At 43.6% G+C, this 22,221-nt stretch carries 16 protein-coding genes; 8 read left to right on the forward strand and 8 right to left on the reverse strand.

The window, feature by feature from the left end; translation table 11 throughout:
* Positions 1 to 55: 55 nt before the first annotated feature.
* The 3 genes from GNE05_RS18190 to tagD form a co-directional block, all read right to left on the reverse strand.
* Positions 56 to 2,218 carry a teichoic acid poly(glycerol phosphate) polymerase gene (locus tag GNE05_RS18190; protein ID WP_216631501.1) on the reverse strand — a complete coding sequence of 721 codons (2,163 nt, stop codon included), beginning with the start codon at positions 2,216 to 2,218 and terminating at the stop codon, positions 56 to 58.
* A gap of 50 nt (positions 2,219 to 2,268) precedes the next feature.
* Positions 2,269 to 4,287, reverse strand: a complete 2,019-nt coding sequence (locus tag GNE05_RS18195) for an alpha-glucosyltransferase N-terminal domain-containing protein (RefSeq protein ID WP_021494863.1) — start codon at positions 4,285 to 4,287, stop codon at positions 2,269 to 2,271.
* A gap of 157 nt (positions 4,288 to 4,444) precedes the next feature.
* Positions 4,445 to 4,834: a glycerol-3-phosphate cytidylyltransferase gene (tagD, locus tag GNE05_RS18200; protein ID WP_003151361.1), complete on the reverse strand. Its 390-nt coding sequence runs from the start codon at positions 4,832 to 4,834 to the stop codon at positions 4,445 to 4,447.
* Positions 4,835 to 5,189: 355 nt separating this feature from the next.
* On the opposite strand from tagD, the gene GNE05_RS18205 reads away from it, so the two are divergent.
* Together GNE05_RS18205 and GNE05_RS18210 are read left to right on the forward strand one after the other, a co-directional pair.
* On the forward strand, positions 5,190 to 5,960 hold the full coding sequence (locus GNE05_RS18205) for a WecB/TagA/CpsF family glycosyltransferase (protein WP_014419028.1): 771 nt from the start codon (positions 5,190 to 5,192) through the stop codon (positions 5,958 to 5,960).
* Between the two features lie 32 nt (positions 5,961 to 5,992).
* The gene (locus GNE05_RS18210; RefSeq protein ID WP_121984234.1) at positions 5,993 to 7,162 is read left to right on the forward strand and encodes a CDP-glycerol glycerophosphotransferase family protein; all 1,170 of its coding nucleotides are present in this window, start codon (positions 5,993 to 5,995) and stop codon (positions 7,160 to 7,162) included.
* Between the two features lie 125 nt (positions 7,163 to 7,287).
* Here GNE05_RS18210 and GNE05_RS18215 read toward each other — a convergent pair whose 3' ends face one another.
* A complete protein-coding gene (locus tag GNE05_RS18215; protein ID WP_017418794.1) occupies positions 7,288 to 9,927 on the reverse strand; it encodes an N-acetylglucosaminidase in 2,640 nt (879 codons plus the stop codon).
* A gap of 121 nt (positions 9,928 to 10,048) precedes the next feature.
* Entirely contained in the window at positions 10,049 to 10,999 is a 951-nt protein-coding gene (gene manA, locus GNE05_RS18220) for a mannose-6-phosphate isomerase, class I (RefSeq protein WP_017418793.1), read from the reverse strand.
* Positions 11,000 to 11,216: 217 nt separating this feature from the next.
* On the opposite strand from manA, the gene GNE05_RS18225 reads away from it, so the two are divergent.
* Genes GNE05_RS18225 through GNE05_RS18235 form a run of 3 tightly spaced genes read left to right on the forward strand, consistent with a single transcriptional unit; the run spans position 11,217 to position 14,907 of the window.
* On the forward strand, positions 11,217 to 12,668 hold the full coding sequence (locus tag GNE05_RS18225) for a spore germination protein GerBA (RefSeq protein WP_014419032.1): 1,452 nt from the start codon (positions 11,217 to 11,219) through the stop codon (positions 12,666 to 12,668).
* A gap of 5 nt (positions 12,669 to 12,673) precedes the next feature.
* Complete coding sequence (locus tag GNE05_RS18230; RefSeq protein WP_160183064.1) at positions 12,674 to 13,780, forward strand: spore germination protein; 1,107 nt, start codon at positions 12,674 to 12,676, stop codon at positions 13,778 to 13,780.
* The gene (locus tag GNE05_RS18235) at positions 13,777 to 14,907 is read left to right on the forward strand and encodes a Ger(x)C family spore germination protein (protein WP_014419034.1); all 1,131 of its coding nucleotides are present in this window, start codon (positions 13,777 to 13,779) and stop codon (positions 14,905 to 14,907) included. Before GNE05_RS18230 ends, GNE05_RS18235 begins: the two co-directional genes overlap by 4 nt.
* Before the next feature lie 3 nt (positions 14,908 to 14,910).
* Here GNE05_RS18235 and GNE05_RS18240 read toward each other — a convergent pair whose 3' ends face one another.
* Positions 14,911 to 16,323, reverse strand: coding sequence for a bifunctional glycosyltransferase family 2 protein/class I SAM-dependent methyltransferase (locus GNE05_RS18240; protein ID WP_160183065.1), 1,413 nt, complete (start codon positions 16,321 to 16,323; stop codon positions 14,911 to 14,913).
* A gap of 93 nt (positions 16,324 to 16,416) precedes the next feature.
* Entirely contained in the window at positions 16,417 to 17,793 is a 1,377-nt protein-coding gene (locus GNE05_RS18245; RefSeq protein WP_007407509.1) for a sugar porter family MFS transporter, read from the reverse strand.
* 304 nt (positions 17,794 to 18,097) lie between these two features.
* Between GNE05_RS18245 and GNE05_RS18250 the strand changes: the two genes are divergently transcribed.
* From GNE05_RS18250 to GNE05_RS18260, 3 genes are all read left to right on the forward strand, one after another.
* Entirely contained in the window at positions 18,098 to 19,084 is a 987-nt protein-coding gene (locus tag GNE05_RS18250; protein ID WP_014419036.1) for an LCP family protein, read from the forward strand.
* Positions 19,085 to 19,237: 153 nt separating this feature from the next.
* The gene (locus GNE05_RS18255) at positions 19,238 to 20,095 is read left to right on the forward strand and encodes a Cof-type HAD-IIB family hydrolase (protein WP_080130598.1); all 858 of its coding nucleotides are present in this window, start codon (positions 19,238 to 19,240) and stop codon (positions 20,093 to 20,095) included.
* 120 nt (positions 20,096 to 20,215) lie between these two features.
* Positions 20,216 to 20,941 (forward strand): sunset domain-containing protein, encoded by a 726-nt coding sequence (locus GNE05_RS18260; protein ID WP_160183066.1) that lies wholly within the window; start codon positions 20,216 to 20,218, stop codon positions 20,939 to 20,941.
* A 38-nt stretch (positions 20,942 to 20,979) separates the two neighbouring features.
* Here GNE05_RS18260 and GNE05_RS18265 read toward each other — a convergent pair whose 3' ends face one another.
* Positions 20,980 to 22,215 (reverse strand): C40 family peptidase, encoded by a 1,236-nt coding sequence (locus tag GNE05_RS18265; RefSeq protein WP_060562478.1) that lies wholly within the window; start codon positions 22,213 to 22,215, stop codon positions 20,980 to 20,982.
* Between the last annotated feature and the right edge of the window lie 6 nt (positions 22,216 to 22,221).

The raw sequence follows: 22,221 nt of genomic DNA on the forward strand, positions 1-22,221 counted from the left end.
GTTTTGATCCCTGTCTCAAAAACGGGGGTCAGTCCCATACAAAGGGGTTTTTCTATTATTCAGATTCAAACACAATTTTCACGACTTTCTCAGAAGAATGTCCTGACTCAAGATAACAGAATTTGTCATAAAAAGGTTTGAATGAAACCGGGTGCTGATAATCCGGTGATGAAATATGTTTGATTGCCTCGATCGTTTCCTCTGTCGTTTTCACTAACGGACCAGGAGCATCTTTCTCAAAATCGAAATAAAACCCTCTGAGTTTATCCCGGTATGTTTCAATATCGGGAACAAAAAACAGCATCGGGCGTTTCAGATTTGCAAAATCGAAAAATACAGAAGAGTAATCGGTAATTAACAGATCTGAAATCATATACAATTCCCGAATATCTTCGTGTGCAGAAAAGTCGTAAGCAAACCCTTCAAACGGACCGAGGTCAAAATTTTCGGCCACAAGATAATGCATTCTCAGAATAACGAGATATTCATCTCCGAGCTCTTCCCTTAATTTATGCAGGTCTAAATCAAGGTCAAATTTATAACGGCCTTTAGCATAAAACTGGTCATCTCTCCATGTCGGCGCATAAAGAATGATTTTCTTATCCTCAGGCAGGTTTAACCTTCTTTTTATCGCTGTGATTGTCTCATTATTATTATCATTATGAAGAAAATCATTTCTCGGATAACCTGATTCAATCATAGTTTTATCGAATTGGAAGGCGCGCGCAAATATCTCAGACGAGTAGGCATTAGGAGAAATTAAATAATCCCAATTGGATGCCTCTTTAATAAAATTCTTTTTATATTTTTTCGTATTAGTACCCGGCATATGAACTTCTTCCATATCCATTGCAAGTCTTTTTAAAGGCGTGCCGTGCCATGTTTGAAGATAGGTTGTATGTTCCGGCTTTGGAATCCATAAAGGCAGACGGCTGTTGACGACCCAATATTCTGCCCGCGCCATAGCAAACAGCCACTTGATAGAAAGCCTGTTAATGTATTGAATGCCCTTCTCTTTAAAAGGCGCTGCATACTGTTTATTTACGCTCCAATACATTTTATATTCAGGATGATTGATTTGCATGTATTCATAAATGGCTCTCGGATTACAGCTGTATTGTTTGCCGTTAAAGCTTTCAAAAATAATGGTCTTGCTTTTAACAGGCATTTTGCTCGCCATTCTGAAAACAACTTTATAACCTTTCGTAATAAGGGAATTTCTGCGTTTTTTCAGTTTTTTCATTTTGGAAATGAAACGTTTTTTCTTCCCTTTTATGAAGTATCTCATCCTTGTTTTCAGGCTGTAGTCGTTCACACGGATACAGACAGTCTGCTTTTTCTTCTTTTTATATACCTCATACCTGACCGGTCCGCTGTCTTTATTCACAACGCTTATGAGGCCTTTCAGTTTATTTTTTCTGTCTCCGAGCACAAGCGGAGTGCTGCTGAGAACAATAGGTTCAGCTTCGTCGTTTTCACAATGAAACTCCATAAACATACGGTAGACAAATCGTTTTTCCAGAGAATAAGGAATATCTTTTAATGGAATTTTTATTTGGAAATCAAAAATTTCAGGGGTGAATGCATCTTCCCGAAACTGTTCAATATTCTCCGTTTTTTTCGTCATTTTAATAGGGAAATGTTTCTCTACGGGATCTTCTCCCCCTTTTTTAATGACAAATTGCAGGTTTTTAACTGAAAGCTGATTCTCCGAACTTAGATATCCTGCATACCCTGAAATCATAATCTCTTCTGCCTTCAGCTGAATCTCATCAAACTTCACAATTTTCGCTTCTCTTTTTACCTTTAAAGAGAAATTGCCCTTATCGGTTGTATAAGGTAAAATTAACAGCTCAGTCGTATGATCAAGGTGGTAGGCACGCTCAATCGCTTCAGCTTCCACGGTTAAACGCACCTGCTTCGGCTGTTCTTCTTCCGCTGCCGGTTCCCCCAGTACCACATAAAAATCATAAGTCTGTCCCATTTCTAAAGGTTCAGGAAACGAGTGAATATTAATTGATGCACTGTATTGAGCCGGGCTCTCTTTCTCTAAAATAACAACATCCTCGGCTCCGGAACGCCGTTCTTTTAATTTTAAATAACATTTCACTTCCTCAGCTAACGGTTCTTCGCTTTCAAGTGAAATAGAGAGTGCCAGGTCTCCCACATTATTTTTTAAGCTTTTCAAAATACATTTGCTCACGGTATTTTCATCCATACTTATTTTCTGCTCCTCTGAATTAAAGCTCTTCACTTAACCGATTTCACTTAATCGATGTGATCCTTTTTGTTTAATTTAATAGAGAAATTCCCTTTCACAGTCGTATAAGGTTCGAAAGTATATCCGTTATTCATAAACCGATCTTTTTCGCCGAAATTGACTTCACGGCTGGATACCCTTCTTAGAATACGGATATGGTCAGCTGTTATATATTGAATGTAAAAGTCAAGAACCGAAGTATGATTTGCGTCAATTTTTTCTTTTTGGATGTCCTTTTCAAGATCTATATAAAATGGCTGAGCCGGTTGATCAGCGGATACGGATATGATTTCAGATTTGTTTTTCCGATCAATCCCAACCATTCGGACTTTTTCAAATGCATCATTCTGGTCAGACACTGAAACGCTGATCGCTAATCCGTTGGCATTTTTTTCAAAAGATGTGATCGGGTGTTCTTTAGAACCGACTTTTTCAGCAAGCCGTTCCTTTTCTTTTCTCACTTCAACCATTTTGAAAAGAGCATATGACCAATTTTTAATATAGTTTGGTTTAGAGTATTTCTCCGCCATTTTAAAGGCTAGACGTGAAAATTGTTTGTGAGTGCTGTCATCTCTCATTAAAGAGATAATGGCCTCAGCCAGCTTTTCTATATTATATTGTTCAATTACATAGCCGTTTACTCCATCTTCTACCAAGCTTCTGGCACCGTAATCGTAATCGTAAGTTACGACCGGGCATCCATTGCTCAATGCTTCCATATTGGACAGACCGAAGCCTTCAAAGTGAGAAGTTGAAATTGTCAGCCACGCTTTTTGAAACTCGTAATCAGGGTTGTTCGTGTAGCCTTTCAGCAATACATTATTCTTGAGGTTTTGAGCTTTTATTTCCTTTTTGATTTTCTCTCTTTCTCCTCCAGAACCGAATATTTCCAGTTTCGCATCCGGGATTTCATTTACAACAAGTTTGAACGCTTTAACGGCATGCGTCAGGTTTTTCATTGGTACAATCCGAGAGATAATAACCGCTTTATTTCGTTCGCTCGGAACTTTCAAAACCTCTTCATCGAGCGGTTTATTAATCGTATGCGGTGTAAAAAAGAATGTCTCTTTTTCCCCTGAAATCAAACTGAAATCTGCAATCTGCTCCTCAGTGATAAAAAATACGGCATCAAGGTTATTTATTTGGCCGAAAAGTTCTTTATAGCGTCCTTTGATCTGGAACTTATTATCACCATAATGTTTATTGTGAATAATCGCAGCATAATAAGATGACGGCGCTTTTTTCACTCTGAAGACATGTTTATCCTGTAGTCTGCTGTCGACCAGAAATAGTTTAGGCCGATCGTTTTCTTTTTGGAGAATATCAATCCAATGCCTGCGCAACTCAAATTCATCTTTAAATGTTAAAGGGTTTTCTTCTGAGTACCAAGTAAAATGTGTGAATTTGACTGCTTCATTTTGGTCATCCCACATGAAGTGCTTTTCCAGATAAACGACATTTTCGCTGTTGATAAACTCCTGAAGGAAGATTTGATTCGTCTTTGTATCAAAATGAGAGACAATGACGGGTTTTCCTTCTTTATTGTATTCTTCCCTTTTGATTACTTGTTTTTCATCATTCAGGTAATCTACGTAACGCACGTCATCACTGCCTGAATAATAGGAAAGATTATAATCGTTTGATGATTTTCCGAACATTTTTGAGATAGTTTTGCTTACTTTCCCCTTGCTGACATGTTTTTTTATTTGATTCAGCTCAATTTTCTCCGAATAAATCCGCTTGCCTTTTGTTCTTTTACTTAAAAAGTCATCATACATGTTGATAACTTGTGTATATTGAGGGTCGGTTTTCTTTCTTTCAAAGAGTTCGTTTTTTTTTCTCCGAAATTCCAAATCAAATTTAAAAGTAAGAAAGGCGGTATTCTTTTGACTCTCTTCTCCGAATAGTTTAGAACGCAATAATAGTGATTTGGTCAGACCTCCGTAATCATCCGGGAGGCCTCCTGAGATAAAATAATACATCATATCGGGAAGCTCATTATTATCGTTAATAGGCTGATTGGACAAATTTTTTCTCCCTTTCACCATATGGAATTTAGTAAAACACTGCAAAATAATACTATTCCCTCAGATTATTATAACAAACCTATTTAAGCATCAAAAAGTACTCCTTATCAGCAAATAAGAAGTACTTTGAACAGTTCATGCATTCAATAATTCCGTATTACACCCCGGCAATTTCTTTTTTAATCTGTGTGGTGGAAATGCCTTCGGTTCTAGGGAGGTAGATGACTTCGCATTGATCTTTAAGGAAATCGAATTTGCCTTCCCAATCGTCTCCCATTACGAACACGTCGATGTTGTGATCCGCTACGTCACGTACTTTTTGATCCCAGCTGTTTTCCGGAATGACTTCGTCGACATAACGGATCGTTTCCAGAATCAGCTTTCTGTGTTCATAGCTGTGGTAGGCCTTTTTTTGTTTTTGCAGGTTGAACTCGTCTGTTGAGATGGCAACAACAAGGTAATCTCCAAGCTGCTTTGCGCGCTCAAGCAGTTTAATATGACCCCAATGCAGTAAATCAAACGTTCCGTAAGTAATGACCTTCTTCATGAAACAAAAGCTCCTTTCTATCATCATACGTATAACAAGCAACTGCTCTGAAATGCTGCGCAGCTGTATCCTTAATCACTAAAGTGCCAATTTCGTACTCATGGAACCTCATTATATCACATAGCCCTGAAAAGGTTAAGCCAATGTAAAACGAAGTTAAATTCCACTTATTAACAAATGTTATTACAATAGGAGTTTAGCAGGGTTTTTGCGCGTATGATTAAAGAAATTGTTATCTTATTTATATTTTTGTAAAACTATTGTTAAGTTTATCTGAAGGTATTATGTTAAAATAAAGCTTAGCCTAAGTCACGAAAAAGTGAAAGAAAATCCCGTACAAAAAGGAGGACGGCAGATGCAGACTGAAATGGTGCACAACCTTTCTTACGTTAATGGAAATTTACAGGAGTTTATTTCATATTTAGACACTTATTATATCGCACAGAAGCAAGGAGCCGTCATTGCGACGGTCAATCCTGAGATCGGATACGCTGCGGCGAAAGACAAAGGTTATCATCAAGTCATTTCTTCCGCGGATTTCGTCCTGCCGGATGGTATCGGTGTCGTGTTAATGTCACGTTTGATGCAGCACCCGCTGAAATCAAGAATTGCGGGATTCGATGTGTTTCTTGCGCTGCTCGGCCTCGCAAACCGGCAGTCTAAAAAAATATTTTTATACGGAGCTAAACAAGACGTGCTTGACGCCGTTTTGAACCGGATCAGCAAAGAGTATCCGAATATTGAGGTTGTCGGAGCCAGCAACGGTTATGAAGCGGATAAACGCTTCGTCGCCAAACAGATTTCCCGGGCGAAACCCGATCTCGTATTTGTCGCCTTAGGATATCCCCATCAGGAACAATTTATTTATGAACACAAACATCTTTTCCCTCAGGCTGTATCGATCGGTTTGGGCGGAAGCTTTGATGTGTTCAGCGGAACGGTGAAACGCGCCCCTGAATGGATGATCAAAACGAATCTGGAATGGCTGTACAGACTGGTGACGAATCCGTGGAGATGGAAAAGGATGCTGAACATTCCGAAGTATGCTTTTACCGTTTTGAGAAATAATAAATCAAATAAAAGCCTGTATTCCAAGCAGGCAGAAGATCAAACGAAACAGCTTTAAACAAATAAAACAGCAAAAGAGATTGGTAATCTATGAACTTGCGATCTTTATTCGCCGCTTTTTATTCTATATATCTGTCTGTTCTCGGCGTTTTGTTCAAGCCTGTAAAGCCCAAGAACCATCTGACCCTGCTGGTATCTTTTGAAGAGAATGCGCAGGCTCTCATCCGTTCTTACAAAGCGCACGCTGAATCGCTTTCTTATGAAATGACGGTTTTGTATACGAGACACGCCGTCAGTCTGAAAAAAGAGCTGGAAGGTGTCGGCTCTTTTTATCTGAACGAAAAACATCCGCTGCATCTTTTGAAGGCTGTTTTGTTCCTTTTTAAAAGCAAAGTGGTGATAACGGATAACTATTTCCTCATGACAAGCGTCTTAAACCGCCGGCCGCAAACGACATGCATTCAGGTGTGGCATGCGAACGGCTCTTTGAAAAAGTTCGGCCTTGAGGATGTGACGAATCAAAATCGTCCGGCATCAGATATCAGCCGTTTTAAAAAAGTGTACCGCTCGTTTGACTTTGTTACCGTCGGTTCAGACGCGATGGCTGACGTTTTTAAAAAGTCGTTCGGCATACGGGACGGCCAGCTGTTAAAAACGGGTGTCCCCCTGACTGACGTCTATTATGAAGAACACAAGCCCGAACTGAAGCACAAATGGCCGAAAAAAATCATCCTGTACGCACCGACATTCAGGGATTATGATATGCAATCCTTTCGGCTGCCATTCACCGAAGAACAGCTCACAAACGCGTTAAACGGAGAGTATATGCTGCTTGTAAAGCTTCATCCTGCCGTTTTGCATCATATTTCGGCTTCGTTTGAAAGCGAACTGATCAAGAACGTGTCTGACATGCGTCTTCATGATCTCTTGAAAGCGGCTGATATTTTAATTACGGATTACTCTTCCGTGCCTTTTGAATTCGCGCTCTTAAATAAACCGATTTTCTTTTTCACGTATGATCTGGAGGAATATGATCGAAAACGCGGTTTAATCGACAATTATACGTCCGTCATTCCCGGAAAGGCTTGTCATGACAGCGAAGCCCTTCTGGAGGAAATGACGAAAAAGCCATTTCGTGCAGAAGAAATGAAGCGGTTCTCGGACAAATGGAATATGTATTCAGATGGAAATTCGAGCAGCAAACTGCTCCAATTTGCAGAAGAACAAATAACATACAAAAACACCTGTTCACACAATTGAACAGGTGTTTTATATATTTATATTGCCTCCATAGTGCTTAAAAATAATCGTACAAACAAAAAAACATCTGTCCAATTTAATATTGAAAAAAGCTCGGAAGTATGACTCCGAGCTCTTTAACACGTTTATTTATAGACAGGAATATCATAGTAAAGCTGATAGTTATCTAACAGACTATAGAGACTGTACATTCTATTTACCTGCTTATACGCCCAACCAATATCAGATGCATATTGGTGGCTTACAGAAGGCTCCCATCTCATTTTATACAAGGTATCTTGGTTGTATACGGCATTGTGTATATAACTCTGTCCGATAAATTTGGCCCCTCCAGTAATCGCTGCTTCAGGACTGAACCATCCTTGGTTATATGCATATTGGGCACCCTTGTTCACAGCGTCTCCGTCATATGCACCTATGCCATACATGTTATATACCTTTTTCCCATTATAGGTCACACCGTTTGCCAGCTCTGAGGTACCGTTTCCGGTCTCTAATAAAGCGTGAGAAATCAGGTAGAGCTCATTAATACTGTTAGATTCAGCTGCCTTAATAAAAGCTTCACCTTTTCCTTCAAGAATTCCTTTCCCTTTTAAAATCTTTGTATTGACTTCTGATGCTGTCAGTCCTGCATATTTCGATAACTTCAAAAACTGAAAATAACTTTTATCTGACACAGAAAAGTTTGCGGGGTTTACATAGTAGGAAACTTCTTCCTCGCTTGCTTTCCGCCAACCCATTTTAATTTTTGCCCAGTTATTCTCTACACTAATGATATTAACCTTATAACCTTTTGTCACTGTTCCTATAATATTATTGCTCTTTACCTCTGGAGTAGACCTGACATTAAGAAAATCTGCGGTTACGGTAGAATTTGCACTATTAATATAAGATAGAGATACGTAGGCACTTGAATCCGTCTGCGGGTTCGCTTTTAACTGCTTCGCGACCATTTCACTCATCGTAATATTATAATTTGTTTCCATTATTTGAGGACCGCTTTTCACCTCAACACTTGAAACTGCCCACCCATAAAGCTGCTTCACTTTGCTTGCAGCCTTATCAGCATTGCTTTTTCCTGTAAATTGTTCAGTAATCACTATACTGTATATTGGATTGTTTTTAGTAGTGTAGCTTGCTGATAAGTTCTTTGCCTTAAAGAAACTCAGTCCTTTGTTTAAAGCCGACGATGTGCTGATTTGATCTGTAACTAATTTATATTGCGTGTATGTGCTTTTGCCATTTTGTTTGGCATTGCCTTTCGCATTATTTGTTTTAAAAAAAGTTAACACACGATCTATATCTTTTTGATTTAATAAGTCACTAACAGTGACTTGATATTGCGTATAAGCGGATTTACCGGTTTTTTCACTTACTGCCGTTAATTTTTTTGTCTTGAAGAAAGATTTGACTTGATTAATCTTAGCTGTGTCCAGCAAGGCTTCTGTCTTAATTTTATAAGTTATTCCTTTTGGTTGTTTTATAGATTTGGCAGTTGCATTAATACCGATTTTCTTTAAAGAGTTTAAACCTTTTGTTACTTTTGTTTTGTCAGCAGTCTGTTGTGATAACAGTTGATATTGATTAGCAGCTGTTTTTCCTGAATTTGATTTTGATGATTTTAATTTTTTTCTGCTAAGAAAATTTACTGCTTTATCCGCCTGTGCGTTTGTTACAGCATTTGTTATCACTTGATAAGTTGTTTGGGTTGAAGTTTTCTTTACAGCTGTATAAGTCATATGCCATCTTTTCTTCTTAAAAAAAGCTTGAAGACTTTTTAGTTTTTCCGGGCTGACATCCTTCATTTTCACAACATAATTACTTGTAGCACCAACTTTTTGGTAGGACCCTTTAACTCCTGTGTTATTTATTATTTGGCTGATCGAATTTTTAACCATGCTCAGCCCGTTAAAATAACCCGTTTCTATATTATACGATGTGATAGTTTTTTTATTATTGATGGTTTTGTAACTGCTTTTGACGCCTGTGCTTTGTTCAAGCTGTTTGATAAGACTTTTCGCCTCATCTGCTTTATTGATCAAAGAATTCGTTGTAACAATGTAGTAAGACTGGCCTTTATCAGTCATGTTTAACGTGGCATTCAGCCCAGAATCTTTTTGAAAACTGCTTTTCACTTGGGATGCTGTTTTCTCTCCTTGAATTTTTCCGGATTGAATTTGAATGATCTCCGGTTCCTGTTCAAGTTTTTGATAATTAGCATTGACTCCAGTCTGCTTCTTTAACTCTTGAATAGCAGACTTTGCACCGGCCTCACTTGTCAGCTCAGATGTAACAATGCTTATATAAGGCTGCTTCACACCATTCGGTTTAACAGTACCGGTTAATCCTGTTTCCTTTTTCATTTTATCAAGCAAGTTATTAGCCTGCTGTTCACCTGAAATAGTTCCGGAAACTGCAGTATAATAGGGCTGCTTACTGCCCGTCGGACTTGATGTTCCTTTAATGCCTGTCTGCTTCGTAAAATCGCTTAGTACGCTTTTAGCATTCGTTTCGCTTGTCAGACCTGAAGCAGATATTTGATAGTTCTTAGACGTTCCGCTCTTTTGATAGTCTGCTTTCCATCCGGTATCTTTTTTCAATTTTGTAACTGCCTGAGAAGCCTCACTTTCAGAAGCAAACTTTTGTGTTGTTTCTAACTGATAAATGGAATTGTCAATATAAGCTGCCTTTACTGAGTCTGTTATCGTGAAAAATTCAAGAGTAACCGCTGACAATAACATTGCGGCAGCCAAACTTTTTTTCATTACTTCTCCTCCTTCTCTATATTTATCTATCACACTATTATTTTTATCGGAAAGTGCTTTAATTTTTAAAGTGAAATATATATATAAAAAAACTTAATCCCAGAGCTGGGATTAAGTTTTTTTATATATGAGAAACGATGAGCGTGCAATCTCCGTTTATCGTAAAGTCAGGCATCTGATCCGGCAGTATGAAATGCGCGCCTTTTTTAAGCTCGGCGGACTTGCCTCCACAGATGATGGAGCCGCTTCCTTCTGTGACGCTGCACAGCATAAACGGAGCATCCTGGGTCATTTCCGCCGTCCCGCTGATATCCCATTTGTATACAGAAAAATATTCTCCCTGCACAAAGGTTTTGATGGTGACGCCTTTTCTCGTTTCAGTTGATTCATCTAAAAATCCGTCCACATGAGGAACGGTCGCGGCGTTGACGGCATCGCGGATATGCAGATCACGCGTCCCGCCGTTCTGATCTGTACGCCCGTAATCATATATCCGGTAGGCGGCCTCTGAATTCTGCTGTGTTTCAAGCACGAGCGCCCCCGCGCAAATGGCATGGATGGTTCCGCTCGGCACATAATAAAAATCGCCGGGTTTGATCTTCACGCGGCGCAGCAGGCCTTCCCAGTCACCGCTGTTAATCATGGTGACAAGTTCCGCTTTCGAACGGGCCGTGTGACCGTATATGATTTCCGCGTTTTCTTTACAGTCAATAATGTACCAGCACTCAGACTTCCCCATTTCACCCTGTCCATGCTCCTCGGCGTCATAATCGTCAGGATGGACTTTAACAGACTGATGGTGTTTGACGTCCAGTATTTTCGTCAGCAGCGGAAACCGGTCCCCTTCCGTTCCGCCGAATAATTCTCTATGCTGATCCCACAGTTCCATCAAGGTTTTCCCTTGATACGGACCGCTTTTGACCGTGCTCATTCCGTGCGGATGGGCTGATATCGCCCAGCATTCGCCGGTTGTTTCTGAAGGTATGTCGTATCCGAATCGTTCGCGTAATAACGTGCCGCCCCATATTTTTTCTTTACATACAGGCTGTAAAAAAATCGGCTCTTGCGTCATGTTCGTTCCCCTCCCCTTAAAAAGCGGCTCATATCCCATTCCCCCTGTGTCTTTTTTAAAACACGGAGGGAGCCGCGGTTAAAAACAATATGTATAAAATGGCTGACCTGCTCATTATACCATTCGGATGGGGCGGAATGCTCAGTCATTTCCTATTCCAGAATAAAATGCCTTGTTTGTCGCAAATTAAAATAACTGATGGAAAGGGGGGAACATTATGACGATACATGCGGAGCTCGGCAAAAACCTTGAAGCGCTGAAAAAACGGTTCGGCCAAAGCGATGACATGATGTTTTATTCGTTTACGTACGGAAACGGCAAATGTGACGCCTGTCTTATATATATAGACGGACTGACCGACAATCAATTGCTTGCGGAATATATTATTTCGCCCGTGCAGGCGGCCGCCCGGCATCAAGAGGAACCGGCTGAAACAACGCCGTCATCCATCTCTTTCGGCTATCGTCACACCCGGCTTTCTTCACTTAAGGACGCGGAGGCAGACATTTTCTCCGGCAAATCGGTTTTGCTGGCGGAGGGATGGGAGGAAGCCCTTTCGTTTGAGACGGAAACATTTAAAATGCGTGATATTGAAGAACCGGCTTCAGAAGTGCTTGAACGGGGGCCGAGGATAGGTTTTGTCGAAAAGCTCCGAACGAACACGGCGCTGTTGCGCGAGCAGTCCGGTGATCCCAACCTCCAGATCAAAGAGATCACACTCGGCGAACGGACAAAAAAGCGGATCGCCGTTGCCTACATTCGGGATATCGCGCCTGATGATGTTGTAAAAGAAGTGATGAAAAGACTGGATTCGATCACCATTGATGACATTCCGGAATCAGGAGCAATCGAACAGCTTATTGAAGATAACACGTATTCCATTTTCCCGACCGTCTTGACGACCGAACGGCCAGACCGGGTTATGGGCGCTCTTTTGGAAGGAAGGGTTTCCATTCTTGTAGACGGAACGCCTTTTACCCTTTTGGTGCCGGCTACCATTGATGAATTTATCCACTCACCTGACGATTATAATCAGCGGTGGGTTCCGGTTACCTTTCTCAGGCTGCTTCGGTATACATGCATTTTAATCACGATTTATTTACCCGGCCTTTACATATCGCTCGTTACGTTTCACACGGGGCTTTTGCCGACGAGAATGGCGGTTACGATTGCCGGGAGCAGATTGAATGTCCCGTTCCCTCCTTTTGTTGAAGCGTTCATCATGATTTTTACGATTGAGATGATCAGAGAAGCCGGACTCAGGCTGCCGAAGCCGATCGGACAGACGATCGGCCTGATCGGGGGCGTGGTGATCGGGCAGGCCGCTGTTCAGGCGAATATTGTCAGCGCGATGATGGTCATTGTCGTATCCGTTACGGCATTGGCTTCTTTTACGGCGCCCTCCTATGCGTTCAATTTTCCGCTGAGGCTCATCCGTATTTTTTCGATGATTTTGTCGGCGATATTAGGTTTATACGGACTGATCATGTGTTATCTGCTTGTCGTCGGCCATCTGATGCGTCTGAAAAGCTTCGGTCAGGACTATCTTATTCCGATCATGGCGCAGCCTGGCCAAGACTTAAAAGATACGATCGTCAGACTGCCGACGCCTCTTTTGAAAAAACGGCCGACCAGAAAAGAGACGAAAGATAAAATCAAGCAAAGGTGATCCCCATGAAAAAACCGGAAGACAAGCTGTCGTTTATGCAGACACTTCTCATGGTAAGCGGAACAATGATCGGAGCGGGCGTGTTAACACTGCCTCGCTCCGCCGCAACAGCGGACAGTCCGAGCGGATGGATCATTATTCTTGTGCAGGGTGTCGTGTTTATCGGCATCGTCCTGCTCTTTATGCCGTTTTTGCAGAAAAACAGCGGGGAAACCATATATGAGCTGAATCAAAGCATCATGGGACGCGCCATCGGTTCTCTTCTGAATTTATTCATCAGCTGTTATTTTGTCGTCACCGTCTGTTTTCAAGCCCGTTTTCTAGGTGAAGTCATCAATTACTTTTTACTGAAAAATACGCCGATGGGTGTCGTCATATTCATCTTTCTGGCGGTCGGCATCTACCATGTGACCGGCGGGGTCTATCCCATTTCAAAGCTTTATGCCTATCTGTTCCCGGTTACGATCGTCATTCTGATTATGCTGCTTATATTCAGCCTGAGACTGTTTAATCTGGATTTCGTACGCCCGGTCATGGAAGGAGGCTACAAAAGCTTTTTTGAGATGTTTCCGCGGACCCTTTTGTATTTTTCAGGGCTTGAGGTGATTCTGTATCTGGTGCCGTTTATGAAAAATCCGAAGCAGGCGAAAAAGGCTGCTGTCTTCGGCATCGCCGGCGCAGGCTTATTTTACAGCATTACGCTGCTTGTCGTCATCGGCTGTATGTCGGTCGCTGAAGCCAAAACGGTGACGTATCCGACCATTTCCCTGATTCACGCCTTGGAAATCCGGGGTATTTTCATTGAGCGGTTTGATATCTTTCTTTTAATCACGTGGACATGCCAGCAGTTTACCTGTATGCTCGGCTCTTTTAAAGGGGCGCATCTCGGATTAAACACCATTTTCAGACTGAAAAATAAAAACAATGCCTGGCTGATGGGGAGCTTATTGGCAGTGACATTCGGCCTTTCGATGTACCCCGATGATATCAACAGCGTGTTTGCATTCGCGAATATTCTCGGGTATACGTTTTTTGCCGTCATTATGATTCCTTTTCTCATCTGGTTTGTCAGCCGGATGAAAAAAATAGCCGGGAGGAAACAGACGTCATGACACTTTTCATAAAATGGGCGGCGGCGCTTTTCATACTGATGACGCTTTCAGGATGCTGGGACGCGAAGGAAGTCGAAAAGCTATCTTTCGCCCGGGGACTGGCGATAGACGAGACGAGTGACCGCCGATATAAATTAACCTATCAAAACCTGCTGCCCCAAAGTGAAAACAGCCAGGCTTCCGGCCGGCCCGTGTTTGTCAATGTGACGACGCGGGGGGATACCATTCTTGAAGCCGTCAGTGAAGTCGCTTTAAAAGATCCGCCTGTTTACAGCGATCACTTAAAAGTGCTGATATTCAGCGACAAATTGCTGGCCGACCAAAATATACTGCAGATGATGAATCATTTTATCCGCGATGATGAATTAAGGCGGAGCAGCTATCTCTTCGCGGTAAGAGGAAAAGCGTCCGATATTCTGACGGAGCCGACGCCGAATCAGCAGCAGCCCATGCCCGCGGAAAAGCTGATCGACCTTACGAACAACGGAAACTACAACGGGAAGATTTTACAACCGCTCCGAATCGGGAGGGCTTCAATTTACTGCCATAATAAACGCAGTTTTCTCATTCAGGCCGTCAGCAATCAAAAAGGAAAAACGGTGTATGACGGAGCGGCCATTATCAAAAACGCAAAACAAAACAGATTGGCGGGCTTTCTGTCACCATACGAAATACAGAGCCTGAATTGGCTCATGGGGACGATACGGGGCGGCGTGCTGCCCGCTTTGGATAAAGGGGGGCACCCGATTACCTTCGAGATCAAAAAATCAACATCCGCCATCACTCCCAGGCTGAAAAACGGGAAGCTGTCATTTCATGTAGCGGTAAAAACAAAAGGACTTTTGTCAGAGGATCAATATGCCGGAGAAGATTCATTCGATCAGCACTATTTAAACGGGCTGGAAAAGATTTTCGAAAAAAAACTGAAAAGCGATGTGAAAGAAGTCATCGATAAGCTGCAGAATCAATATGAAACGGACCCTGTCTTCTTTTCTGACAGAGTCCGCATTCAATATCCCGACTATTGGAAGAAAGTAAAGCATCATTGGGATGAGACCTTCTCCGAAGCGGCTTTTGACTATGATGTTTCCATTCAGATTACCAACTTCGGAACGATGGGACGGTAGCCTTCAGCCTGTTTTTTCGACACGGAGGAGAATTTGATAAATCCGGCTTTGTTCGGGCAGCTGTGTCACCGGAAATTGCATCGATTGCGCCATTCGTGTGATTTCCTGTAAAAACAGCTGCACCCGCTCATCCACGTGAACATACGTATAGGACTGCTTTTTCACAGCAAATGTCTTTTCCGGAAAGAGCGTGCGCACCGTCTGCGGCGTAAAAAACCGCAAGTGGGTGCGGTCGAGAATGCCGGCGTCTCTGTATGTCCAGTCACCGAGCAGAAGCGGGAACAGCGCTTCGGCGTGGGAAATATTCGGAATGCTGCAAACGATTGATCCGGCAGGCGACAAATAGGATGAGTACGTTTCAATGACGCGCCACGGGTCTTTTAAGTGCTCAAGGATGTCGGCGAAAATGATGCAATCAAAAAAGTCTTCCGGATAAGGGAGCTTCACTTCTTCGACATCTTCCTGCAGCACCGCTTCATAGTGTCCTTTTGCCGCTTGCGCCGCCAGCGGGTGCAGTTCTATTCCGTACAGTTCGCAAGGCTGTCTGTTTTGAAGTTCCAGCCCCGTAGCCCCCGCGCCGCAGCCGACATCAAGTATCCGTTTCGCCTCCCGGGGCACGAGCTCCGCAATTTCCGGTCTCGGATGAGTAAAGTACGTAAAATCAGTGCCCCATTTTTCCGTAAAACGCTGGCGGTTCTCCGAATATAACTGATTGATATTGATATCCTGATTAGCCGTAAACGTCGCGTGCCCGTGGTGATGCACAAAGGCATCGAGGGCGATGTGCAGGCTGTAGCCTTTTTGCAGGGCTCGCAGACATAGGTCATCATCTTCAAAAGAACCGTATCCGAATTGCTCATCGAACGGGCCGATGTCTTCAATGACGCTTCTTTTCACCAGAAGACAGAAGCCGACAAGGCGCAGCACCCGCTTTGTATGATGCTTTTCCCGTGCGCAATACGCCTCCGCGAATGATTCCAGCTCATCAAGCGATTGATATGCGTCATGGATCATTTGCGCGCCGCTGACATAGTTGCTGACGGGCCCGACCATACCGGCTTTTTCAGAATGATACAGCACCCTCAGCATGGAGGTGAGCCAATTTTTCGTGACCATCGTATCGTTGTTCAGAAACAGCAGATTTTCTCCCCCTGCCGCTTCGATACCCTGGTTGCACCCTTTGGCGAACCCGAGGTTTTTTTCATTTAGGATGACTTTGACGTCAGGCAGATTTGATATGTATTCTCTCGTTCCGTCTGAGGAACCGTTGTCAACTATAATCAGTTCAATCTTATCTTTGTCGGTGTATCGTTCAATGCTGGCCAGACATTTTTTCGTCAGCTCAAGTTCATTATATGTAAGGATAATAATACTCGTTTTCACCGGCATCCCCGCCTTTATCGTAACTTTATACAACGTATGACATATCCCCGTCATTTATGTGACCGGGCGCCCGCTCGGCATCCGTTTTGAGGGGCCGGTGAATAACCGCCCCCCTAAAACTGAATATTACGGATGAACTGTCCGCCGATTTGATTCTGATCCCGAGCCACCGTTACGGCTTTTCAGATCCTGCTCAATTTCTTCAAGGCTTTTCCCCTTCGTCTCGGTCACTTTAAACCGGACGAACAGGAATGCCAGTATCCCGATCGCGGCATAAATGAGAAATAAATAGCTGATGCCGACTGCTTCCATTAACATCGGATAGGTTAATGAGACAATCAATGTTCCGGCATGCAGCATCAAAGTGGAGACACCCGTCCCGATACCCCGGACATGCAGCGGGAATAATTCAGGAAGCATGACCCACACGGCAGGCCCCCAGCTGACCGCAAACACAATGATAAACAGGCCTAAACAAATCACCGTTGTCCATGATGCGGCTGCTGAATGTTCAAAGAAGAGATTGACCGCGGCCAATACGAGCAGACTGATGACCATGCCCGCATTTCCGGCCAGCAGCAGCGGCTTCCGGCCGATCTTATCAATGACTTTAATAGCCGCAAGCGTCATGATGACATTGACGGCGCCGATTCCGACCGTTCCCAATATAGACGCGGAATTGCCGAACCCGACACTGGTAAATGTTTTCGGGGCGTAATAAATAATTGTATTTGTCCCGATGAATTGCTGCAAAAAGGCAAGTCCGAGGCCGGCAATCAGCGCGGGTCTCACCCACGGCTCAAACAATTCTTTCAAGCCGCCTTCGTTTTCCTTTTCCGCTTCTTTCATCTGATCAATCTCATCATCAATATTCTTCGTTCCCCGCAATGATGAAAGGATTTCTCTTGCTTTCTCTTCTTTGCCGATCGTAAACAGCCAGCGCGGGCTTTCCGGCATAAATAAGATTCCGATCAGCAGAATGACTGACGGCACAACCGCAAGTCCAAGCATCCAGCGCCAAGCGCCTGCATCGGCAAATATATAGTTCACGATATAAGAAACGAGGATTCCGACCGTAATCATCAGCTGATTCAGCGAAGAAAGCGCCCCCCGTTTATGTTTCGGAGCCAGCTCCGATAAATAGAGCGGAACGATCGTTGTAGATGTTCCGACAGCCAGTCCGAGAATGATCCGGAAAAGAACCATCACCTCTGTATTCGGGGCAAAAGCGACTCCTAAACCGCCTATACAAAACAGCAGCGCCGCTCCCATGATGGCCTTCCGCCTTCCGAACCGGTCGGTCAGTTTGCCGGCGAATCCCGACCCGAGAATCGCCCCCGCCAATAACGAACTGACGACGAGGCCTTCTGTAAAGGCGTTCAGTCCCAGTTCTTTTTTCATAAATAAAATAGCTCCGGAAATGACTCCGGTATCATATCCGTATAACGCGCCGCCGAGTGCGCCGAAAAAATAGAGCCATTTATTCGAGTGTATGCTTTTCATGTTATGTAGACTCCCTTCATCCAACGCTGTATCCGCGCGGAATTGTTCTACTGCTTCTTTTGCCTGTTTCCGTCCGTTTCAAACCTTCCGCACCGTTAACATCCATTATTTTACTAATTATTTTTTACAAAGCGACGAAACATTTCCCGCTTCCTGCCGTCCAATATAATGTGAACCTGATGCAAAAATAACAGTAGATGTTGTCGAAATAGAGAGAAAGATTTGGAATTTTCTCATTTGAAGAGTTGCTCCAAGTCAACAATTATGGTACGCTTCACAAAGAATAGAAACGAGAGGTAATGATATGGAAGAACGATCTCAACGCAGAAAAAAGAAAAGACGCCTCAGAAAATGGGTGAAATTTGTACTGGTATTCGCCGCTTTCTTATTGGTGATCGCCGGTTCCGTCGGCACCTACGCATTTGTGAAATTGAATAATGCGACCAAAGAAGCGCACGTCAGCCTTGACCGCGGCGACCAGTCCGTAAAACGGATCAAAGAATTTGACCCGAAGAAGGATTCTTTCACCGTATTGCTTTTAGGAATAGACGCCCGTGACAGTAAGGGCGAATCAGTAGATGACGCAAGAAGTGACGCCAACGTGCTCGTCACCTTCAACCGGAAAAAGAAAACAGCGACGATGCTCAGCATTCCGCGGGATTCATATGTCAACATCCCGGGACACGGCTATGACAAATTCGCGCACGCACATGCTTACGGCGGTTATAATTTAACTTATAAAACAGTAGAAAACATGCTTGATATTCCGGTAGATTATGTGGTTGAGAGCAACTTCGACGCGTTCCGCGATGTCGTCAATGAGTTGAACGGCGTTACGGTAAATGTGAAAAGCCAGAAAATTGCCGATCGTATTAAAGTCGATACAAAAGGAAAAGTCGTGCTGAAGCCGGGCGTCCAGACGCTTGACGGTGAGCAGGCACTGGCTTATGTAAGAACACGCAAAGCGGACACCGATCTGATGCGCGGACAAAGACAGATGGAAGTGCTGAGCGCCATTATTAAAAAATCTAAATCGTTAAGCTCGATCCCTTCTTATGACGATATCGTCGACAGCTTAGGGAAAAACTTAAAAATGAACTTATCTCTTAATGACGCCATCGGTCTGTTCCCGTTTATCACATCGCTGAAATCGGTGGATTCTTTGCAGCTGACAGGTTCAGACAGCTATATTTACACTCCTCAGTACGGCAAAAATATTTATTACTTCAAGCTGAATGAGGAAAACCTTCAAGAAGTAAAAACAAAATTAAAAAATGATTTAAACGCGTAAGACGTCACGGCGGGATTAGCAAATCCCGCCGTTTTTCTGTTGAAAAAAAGGACATGAAGGTATAGCCTTTAACTGACGGCTTTCTGCTGATTTCGCACAAAGCTGAACATACTACATGAAGCAGCTTTATTTTTAAGGAGGGCATCCATACATATGAAATTGATAGCCATTGACTTAGACGGCACATTACTGAACTCGGACAGTGTGATTTCTCCGGAAAACAGAGCGGCTTTACAAAGAGCGGATGAGGCGGGCATTCTCGTGGCCATCTGCACGGGCAGAGCCACGTTTGATGTAAAAGCGCTCTTAAAAGATTTGGATATTCCGATCATTGCGGCAAACGGCGGGACAGTCCATGACAAAGGATACCGCCTCGTCAGCCGGCTCTTAATGGATCAGCAGGCCGGGAAGGATATCGCCGCTTATTTAACGGACAACGACATTTACTTTGAGGTCTATACAGATGATCATCTGCTGTCCCCATTTGACGGCGAGTCCAAACTGCAGGCAGAACTGGATATTCTGAAAAGCGCCAATCCCAAGGAAGATATTCAGACATTATGGGAGGGCGCAAAGACGCAGTTCAAACAATTCGGCATTAAACCCGTACAGGATATACAGGCGATTTTTAACGGAGACGAACATGTTTACAAGCTTCTTTGTTTCTCTTTTGATATGGAAAAACTGAGAAACGCCAAAGAAGAAATTACACATCATCCGAAATTATCCCAGACATCTTCCGGAAAACACATTATCGAAATCCTCCCTGCCGGTTCCGGAAAGGGACGTGCTCTGACGGAGCTTGCTTCACTGTACGGTATTGAAAAACAGGATATTTACGCCATCGGCGACAGCCCGAATGATTTCTCCATGTTTGAAGCGGCGGGAAACCGCATCGCCATGGGCAATGCGATTGATGAACTGAAGGAAAAAAGCACGTATATTACAAAAAGCAACGATGAAAACGGCGTCGCATATTTCATCAACCGGCTTCTCGACAACGATCAATAAAAGGAAAAAGCCAGGTCTTTCACGGCCTGGCTTTTCACGTTTCCCAAAAAAGAAATTCCCAAAAATGAAATTCCCAAAAATGAAAATAAATTGTAAGATAAAGAAAAAAGGAGTTTCATGATGTCGAATGCAATCGCTATTATAGGATGTTTAGCTTTTCTCTGCGCAGTCGGATACGGAATATTCCACCTCATATGCAAAGCTGCCAAAAAAGAAAAACGTTTTTCAAAAAAGCTGTTTTGGCCCCTTCTCATCGGCGGATTTATCCTGCTTCTGACCGACGCCTCCCTCGCAGAGCCGGACGCCTCGGCCGTGAAGGCAGAGGAGAAATACAGCACCCTTGATACCGCTTATCAAAAATTGACGAAGGAACACCAGGCGCTTGAGAAAAAATATGAAAGCATCAGTGCCGCGGCCGAAAAGGAGAAATCCGAAGCCGAAGCCGGCAATGAAGAAAAACTCAGCAAACTCAGCCAAGAGATAAGCGAGCTGAAAAAAACAAACAAATCACTCAAACAAGACAATGAGACATTAAAAAATTCACAAAAGAAGCTCGAAAAGACCGCTGAAACGCTTCAGTCAGAAAATAAAACTTTAAAGCGGCAGAAAGCAGAAACAAAAACATCCGAAAACGCGGAAACGGCGCAAAACAACGCCCCTTCCTCCGGCGGACATGCCGAAACGAAAGCAGGCGGCACCTCACAGGGATGCGACATTAAAGGCAGCCGGAACGGCATTTATCACACGCCGGGAAGTACATACTACGACCGGACGACAGATCCCGCGGAAATGTTCTGTTCCGTAGAGGATGCGGTAGCGGCCGGATACAGAGCGCCGAAACGGTAAAAGAAAAAGACGTCAGAGACACTCTCTGACGTCTTTTTTTACGGAAGCCGGATGCCGCCCGCATATTTGTCCTTCCAATAAGCGCTTGTGTTCATATTTGTTATGGTAACGCCTGCGGACACGGTGACATGAATCACTTGTCCGTTCCCGATATAAATGGCCGGATTCAGGCTTTCCGCTTTAAAGAAAACCAGATCGCCGGGCTTCAGATCTTGTTTATCGACCGGAACGCCCGCCTGCATCTGCTTGTCCGCATAACGCGGCAGGCTGATTCCTTTCGCTTTTTGATAGATGTATTGAACAAATCCCGCCGTATCAAAGCCGGTTTCCGGTGAAACGCCGCCTTTCAGATAAGAAATTCCGATATGATCGGCCGCTGTGGACACAACGGGATTTTCTTTAGAAATGGCTAAATTGCTGAATCGGCGCACCCCCGTAAAATGTTTTTTCCAGTAATCTTCCGACAAGTAAGAAATGGTGACTTTTTCGGAGCGGCTTGCTTGGATGAACCTTCCCTCTCCCGCATAAATGCCCGCATGGGAAATTCCTTTTTTATACGTGTCGCTGAAATAAATCACGTCCCCGGGCTTTATGCCGCTCAGTTTGATTTTCTCACCGACCAGCCACTGCTGTTCCGCTGATCTCGGCAGGTAAATGTGAAGCTTGTTTTCAAAAACATATTGGACCAGCCCCGAACAGTCGAATCCCTCCTCGGGCGTGCTTCCGCCGAATACATACGGAATGTCGAGGTAACGGGCTGCCTCCTGAACGATCGGGTCATCAGCCAGTTCCGGATCTTTTGTAATCCGCTTTGCGCCAAGATATAAATTCATCCAATAACTGCTTTTTTGAAACCGTGTGACGGTTACGCCTTCTGACGGAGAACTGTGTATCATCTCTCCGTTTCCGATATAAAGACCGTCATGGACGGGTGCGTTTTGTGTTGAATCCGACTTTTTGAAAAACACAAGATCTCCCGGTAAAAGGTCATTTTCTTTGACGGCGGTTCCAATCTTCCATTGATCACTTACCGTTCTCGGCAGATGGATGTTCTGCCTGCTGAAAAGATAATGCATCAATCCGGACGGATCAAAACCGTCCTCAGGCTCTTCGCCTCCGTAAACATATTTATTTCCGACAAGTTTTTGCGCGTCTGAAACCATCAGGACAGAAACTTGAGAATCCGCTTCAGCAATTTCCGTTCTCGTTACTGCGGGTGCCACAAGACAAATCATAAGGCCGGCAAGGATGTACTTCCTCCAGCTTGTGAGCATGTTTTC

It is taken from the genome of Bacillus sp. AM1(2019) (assembly GCF_009906915.1).
Classification (GTDB): domain Bacteria; phylum Bacillota; class Bacilli; order Bacillales; family Bacillaceae; genus Bacillus; species Bacillus velezensis.

Coding starts and splice junctions, on each gene's coding strand:
- manA (WP_017418793.1), bottom strand. CDS start 10,999: ATGACGCAAGAGCCGATTTTTTTACAGCCTGTATGTAAAGAAAAAATA.
- GNE05_RS18245 (WP_007407509.1), bottom strand. CDS start 17,793: ATGAAAAGCATACACTCGAATAAATGGCTCTATTTTTTCGGCGCACTC.
- GNE05_RS18255 (WP_080130598.1), top strand. CDS start 19,238: ATGAAATTGATAGCCATTGACTTAGACGGCACATTACTGAACTCGGAC.
- GNE05_RS18230 (WP_160183064.1), top strand. CDS start 12,674: ATGAAAAAACCGGAAGACAAGCTGTCGTTTATGCAGACACTTCTCATG.
- GNE05_RS18265 (WP_060562478.1), bottom strand. CDS start 22,215: ATGCTCACAAGCTGGAGGAAGTACATCCTTGCCGGCCTTATGATTTGT.
- GNE05_RS18205 (WP_014419028.1), top strand. CDS start 5,190: ATGCAGACTGAAATGGTGCACAACCTTTCTTACGTTAATGGAAATTTA.
- GNE05_RS18225 (WP_014419032.1), top strand. CDS start 11,217: ATGACGATACATGCGGAGCTCGGCAAAAACCTTGAAGCGCTGAAAAAA.
- GNE05_RS18260 (WP_160183066.1), top strand. CDS start 20,216: ATGTCGAATGCAATCGCTATTATAGGATGTTTAGCTTTTCTCTGCGCA.
- GNE05_RS18190 (WP_216631501.1), bottom strand. CDS start 2,218: ATGGATGAAAATACCGTGAGCAAATGTATTTTGAAAAGCTTAAAAAAT.
- GNE05_RS18235 (WP_014419034.1), top strand. CDS start 13,777: ATGACACTTTTCATAAAATGGGCGGCGGCGCTTTTCATACTGATGACG.
- GNE05_RS18250 (WP_014419036.1), top strand. CDS start 18,098: ATGGAAGAACGATCTCAACGCAGAAAAAAGAAAAGACGCCTCAGAAAA.
- GNE05_RS18215 (WP_017418794.1), bottom strand. CDS start 9,927: ATGAAAAAAAGTTTGGCTGCCGCAATGTTATTGTCAGCGGTTACTCTT.
- GNE05_RS18210 (WP_121984234.1), top strand. CDS start 5,993: ATGAACTTGCGATCTTTATTCGCCGCTTTTTATTCTATATATCTGTCT.
- tagD (WP_003151361.1), bottom strand. CDS start 4,834: ATGAAGAAGGTCATTACTTACGGAACGTTTGATTTACTGCATTGGGGT.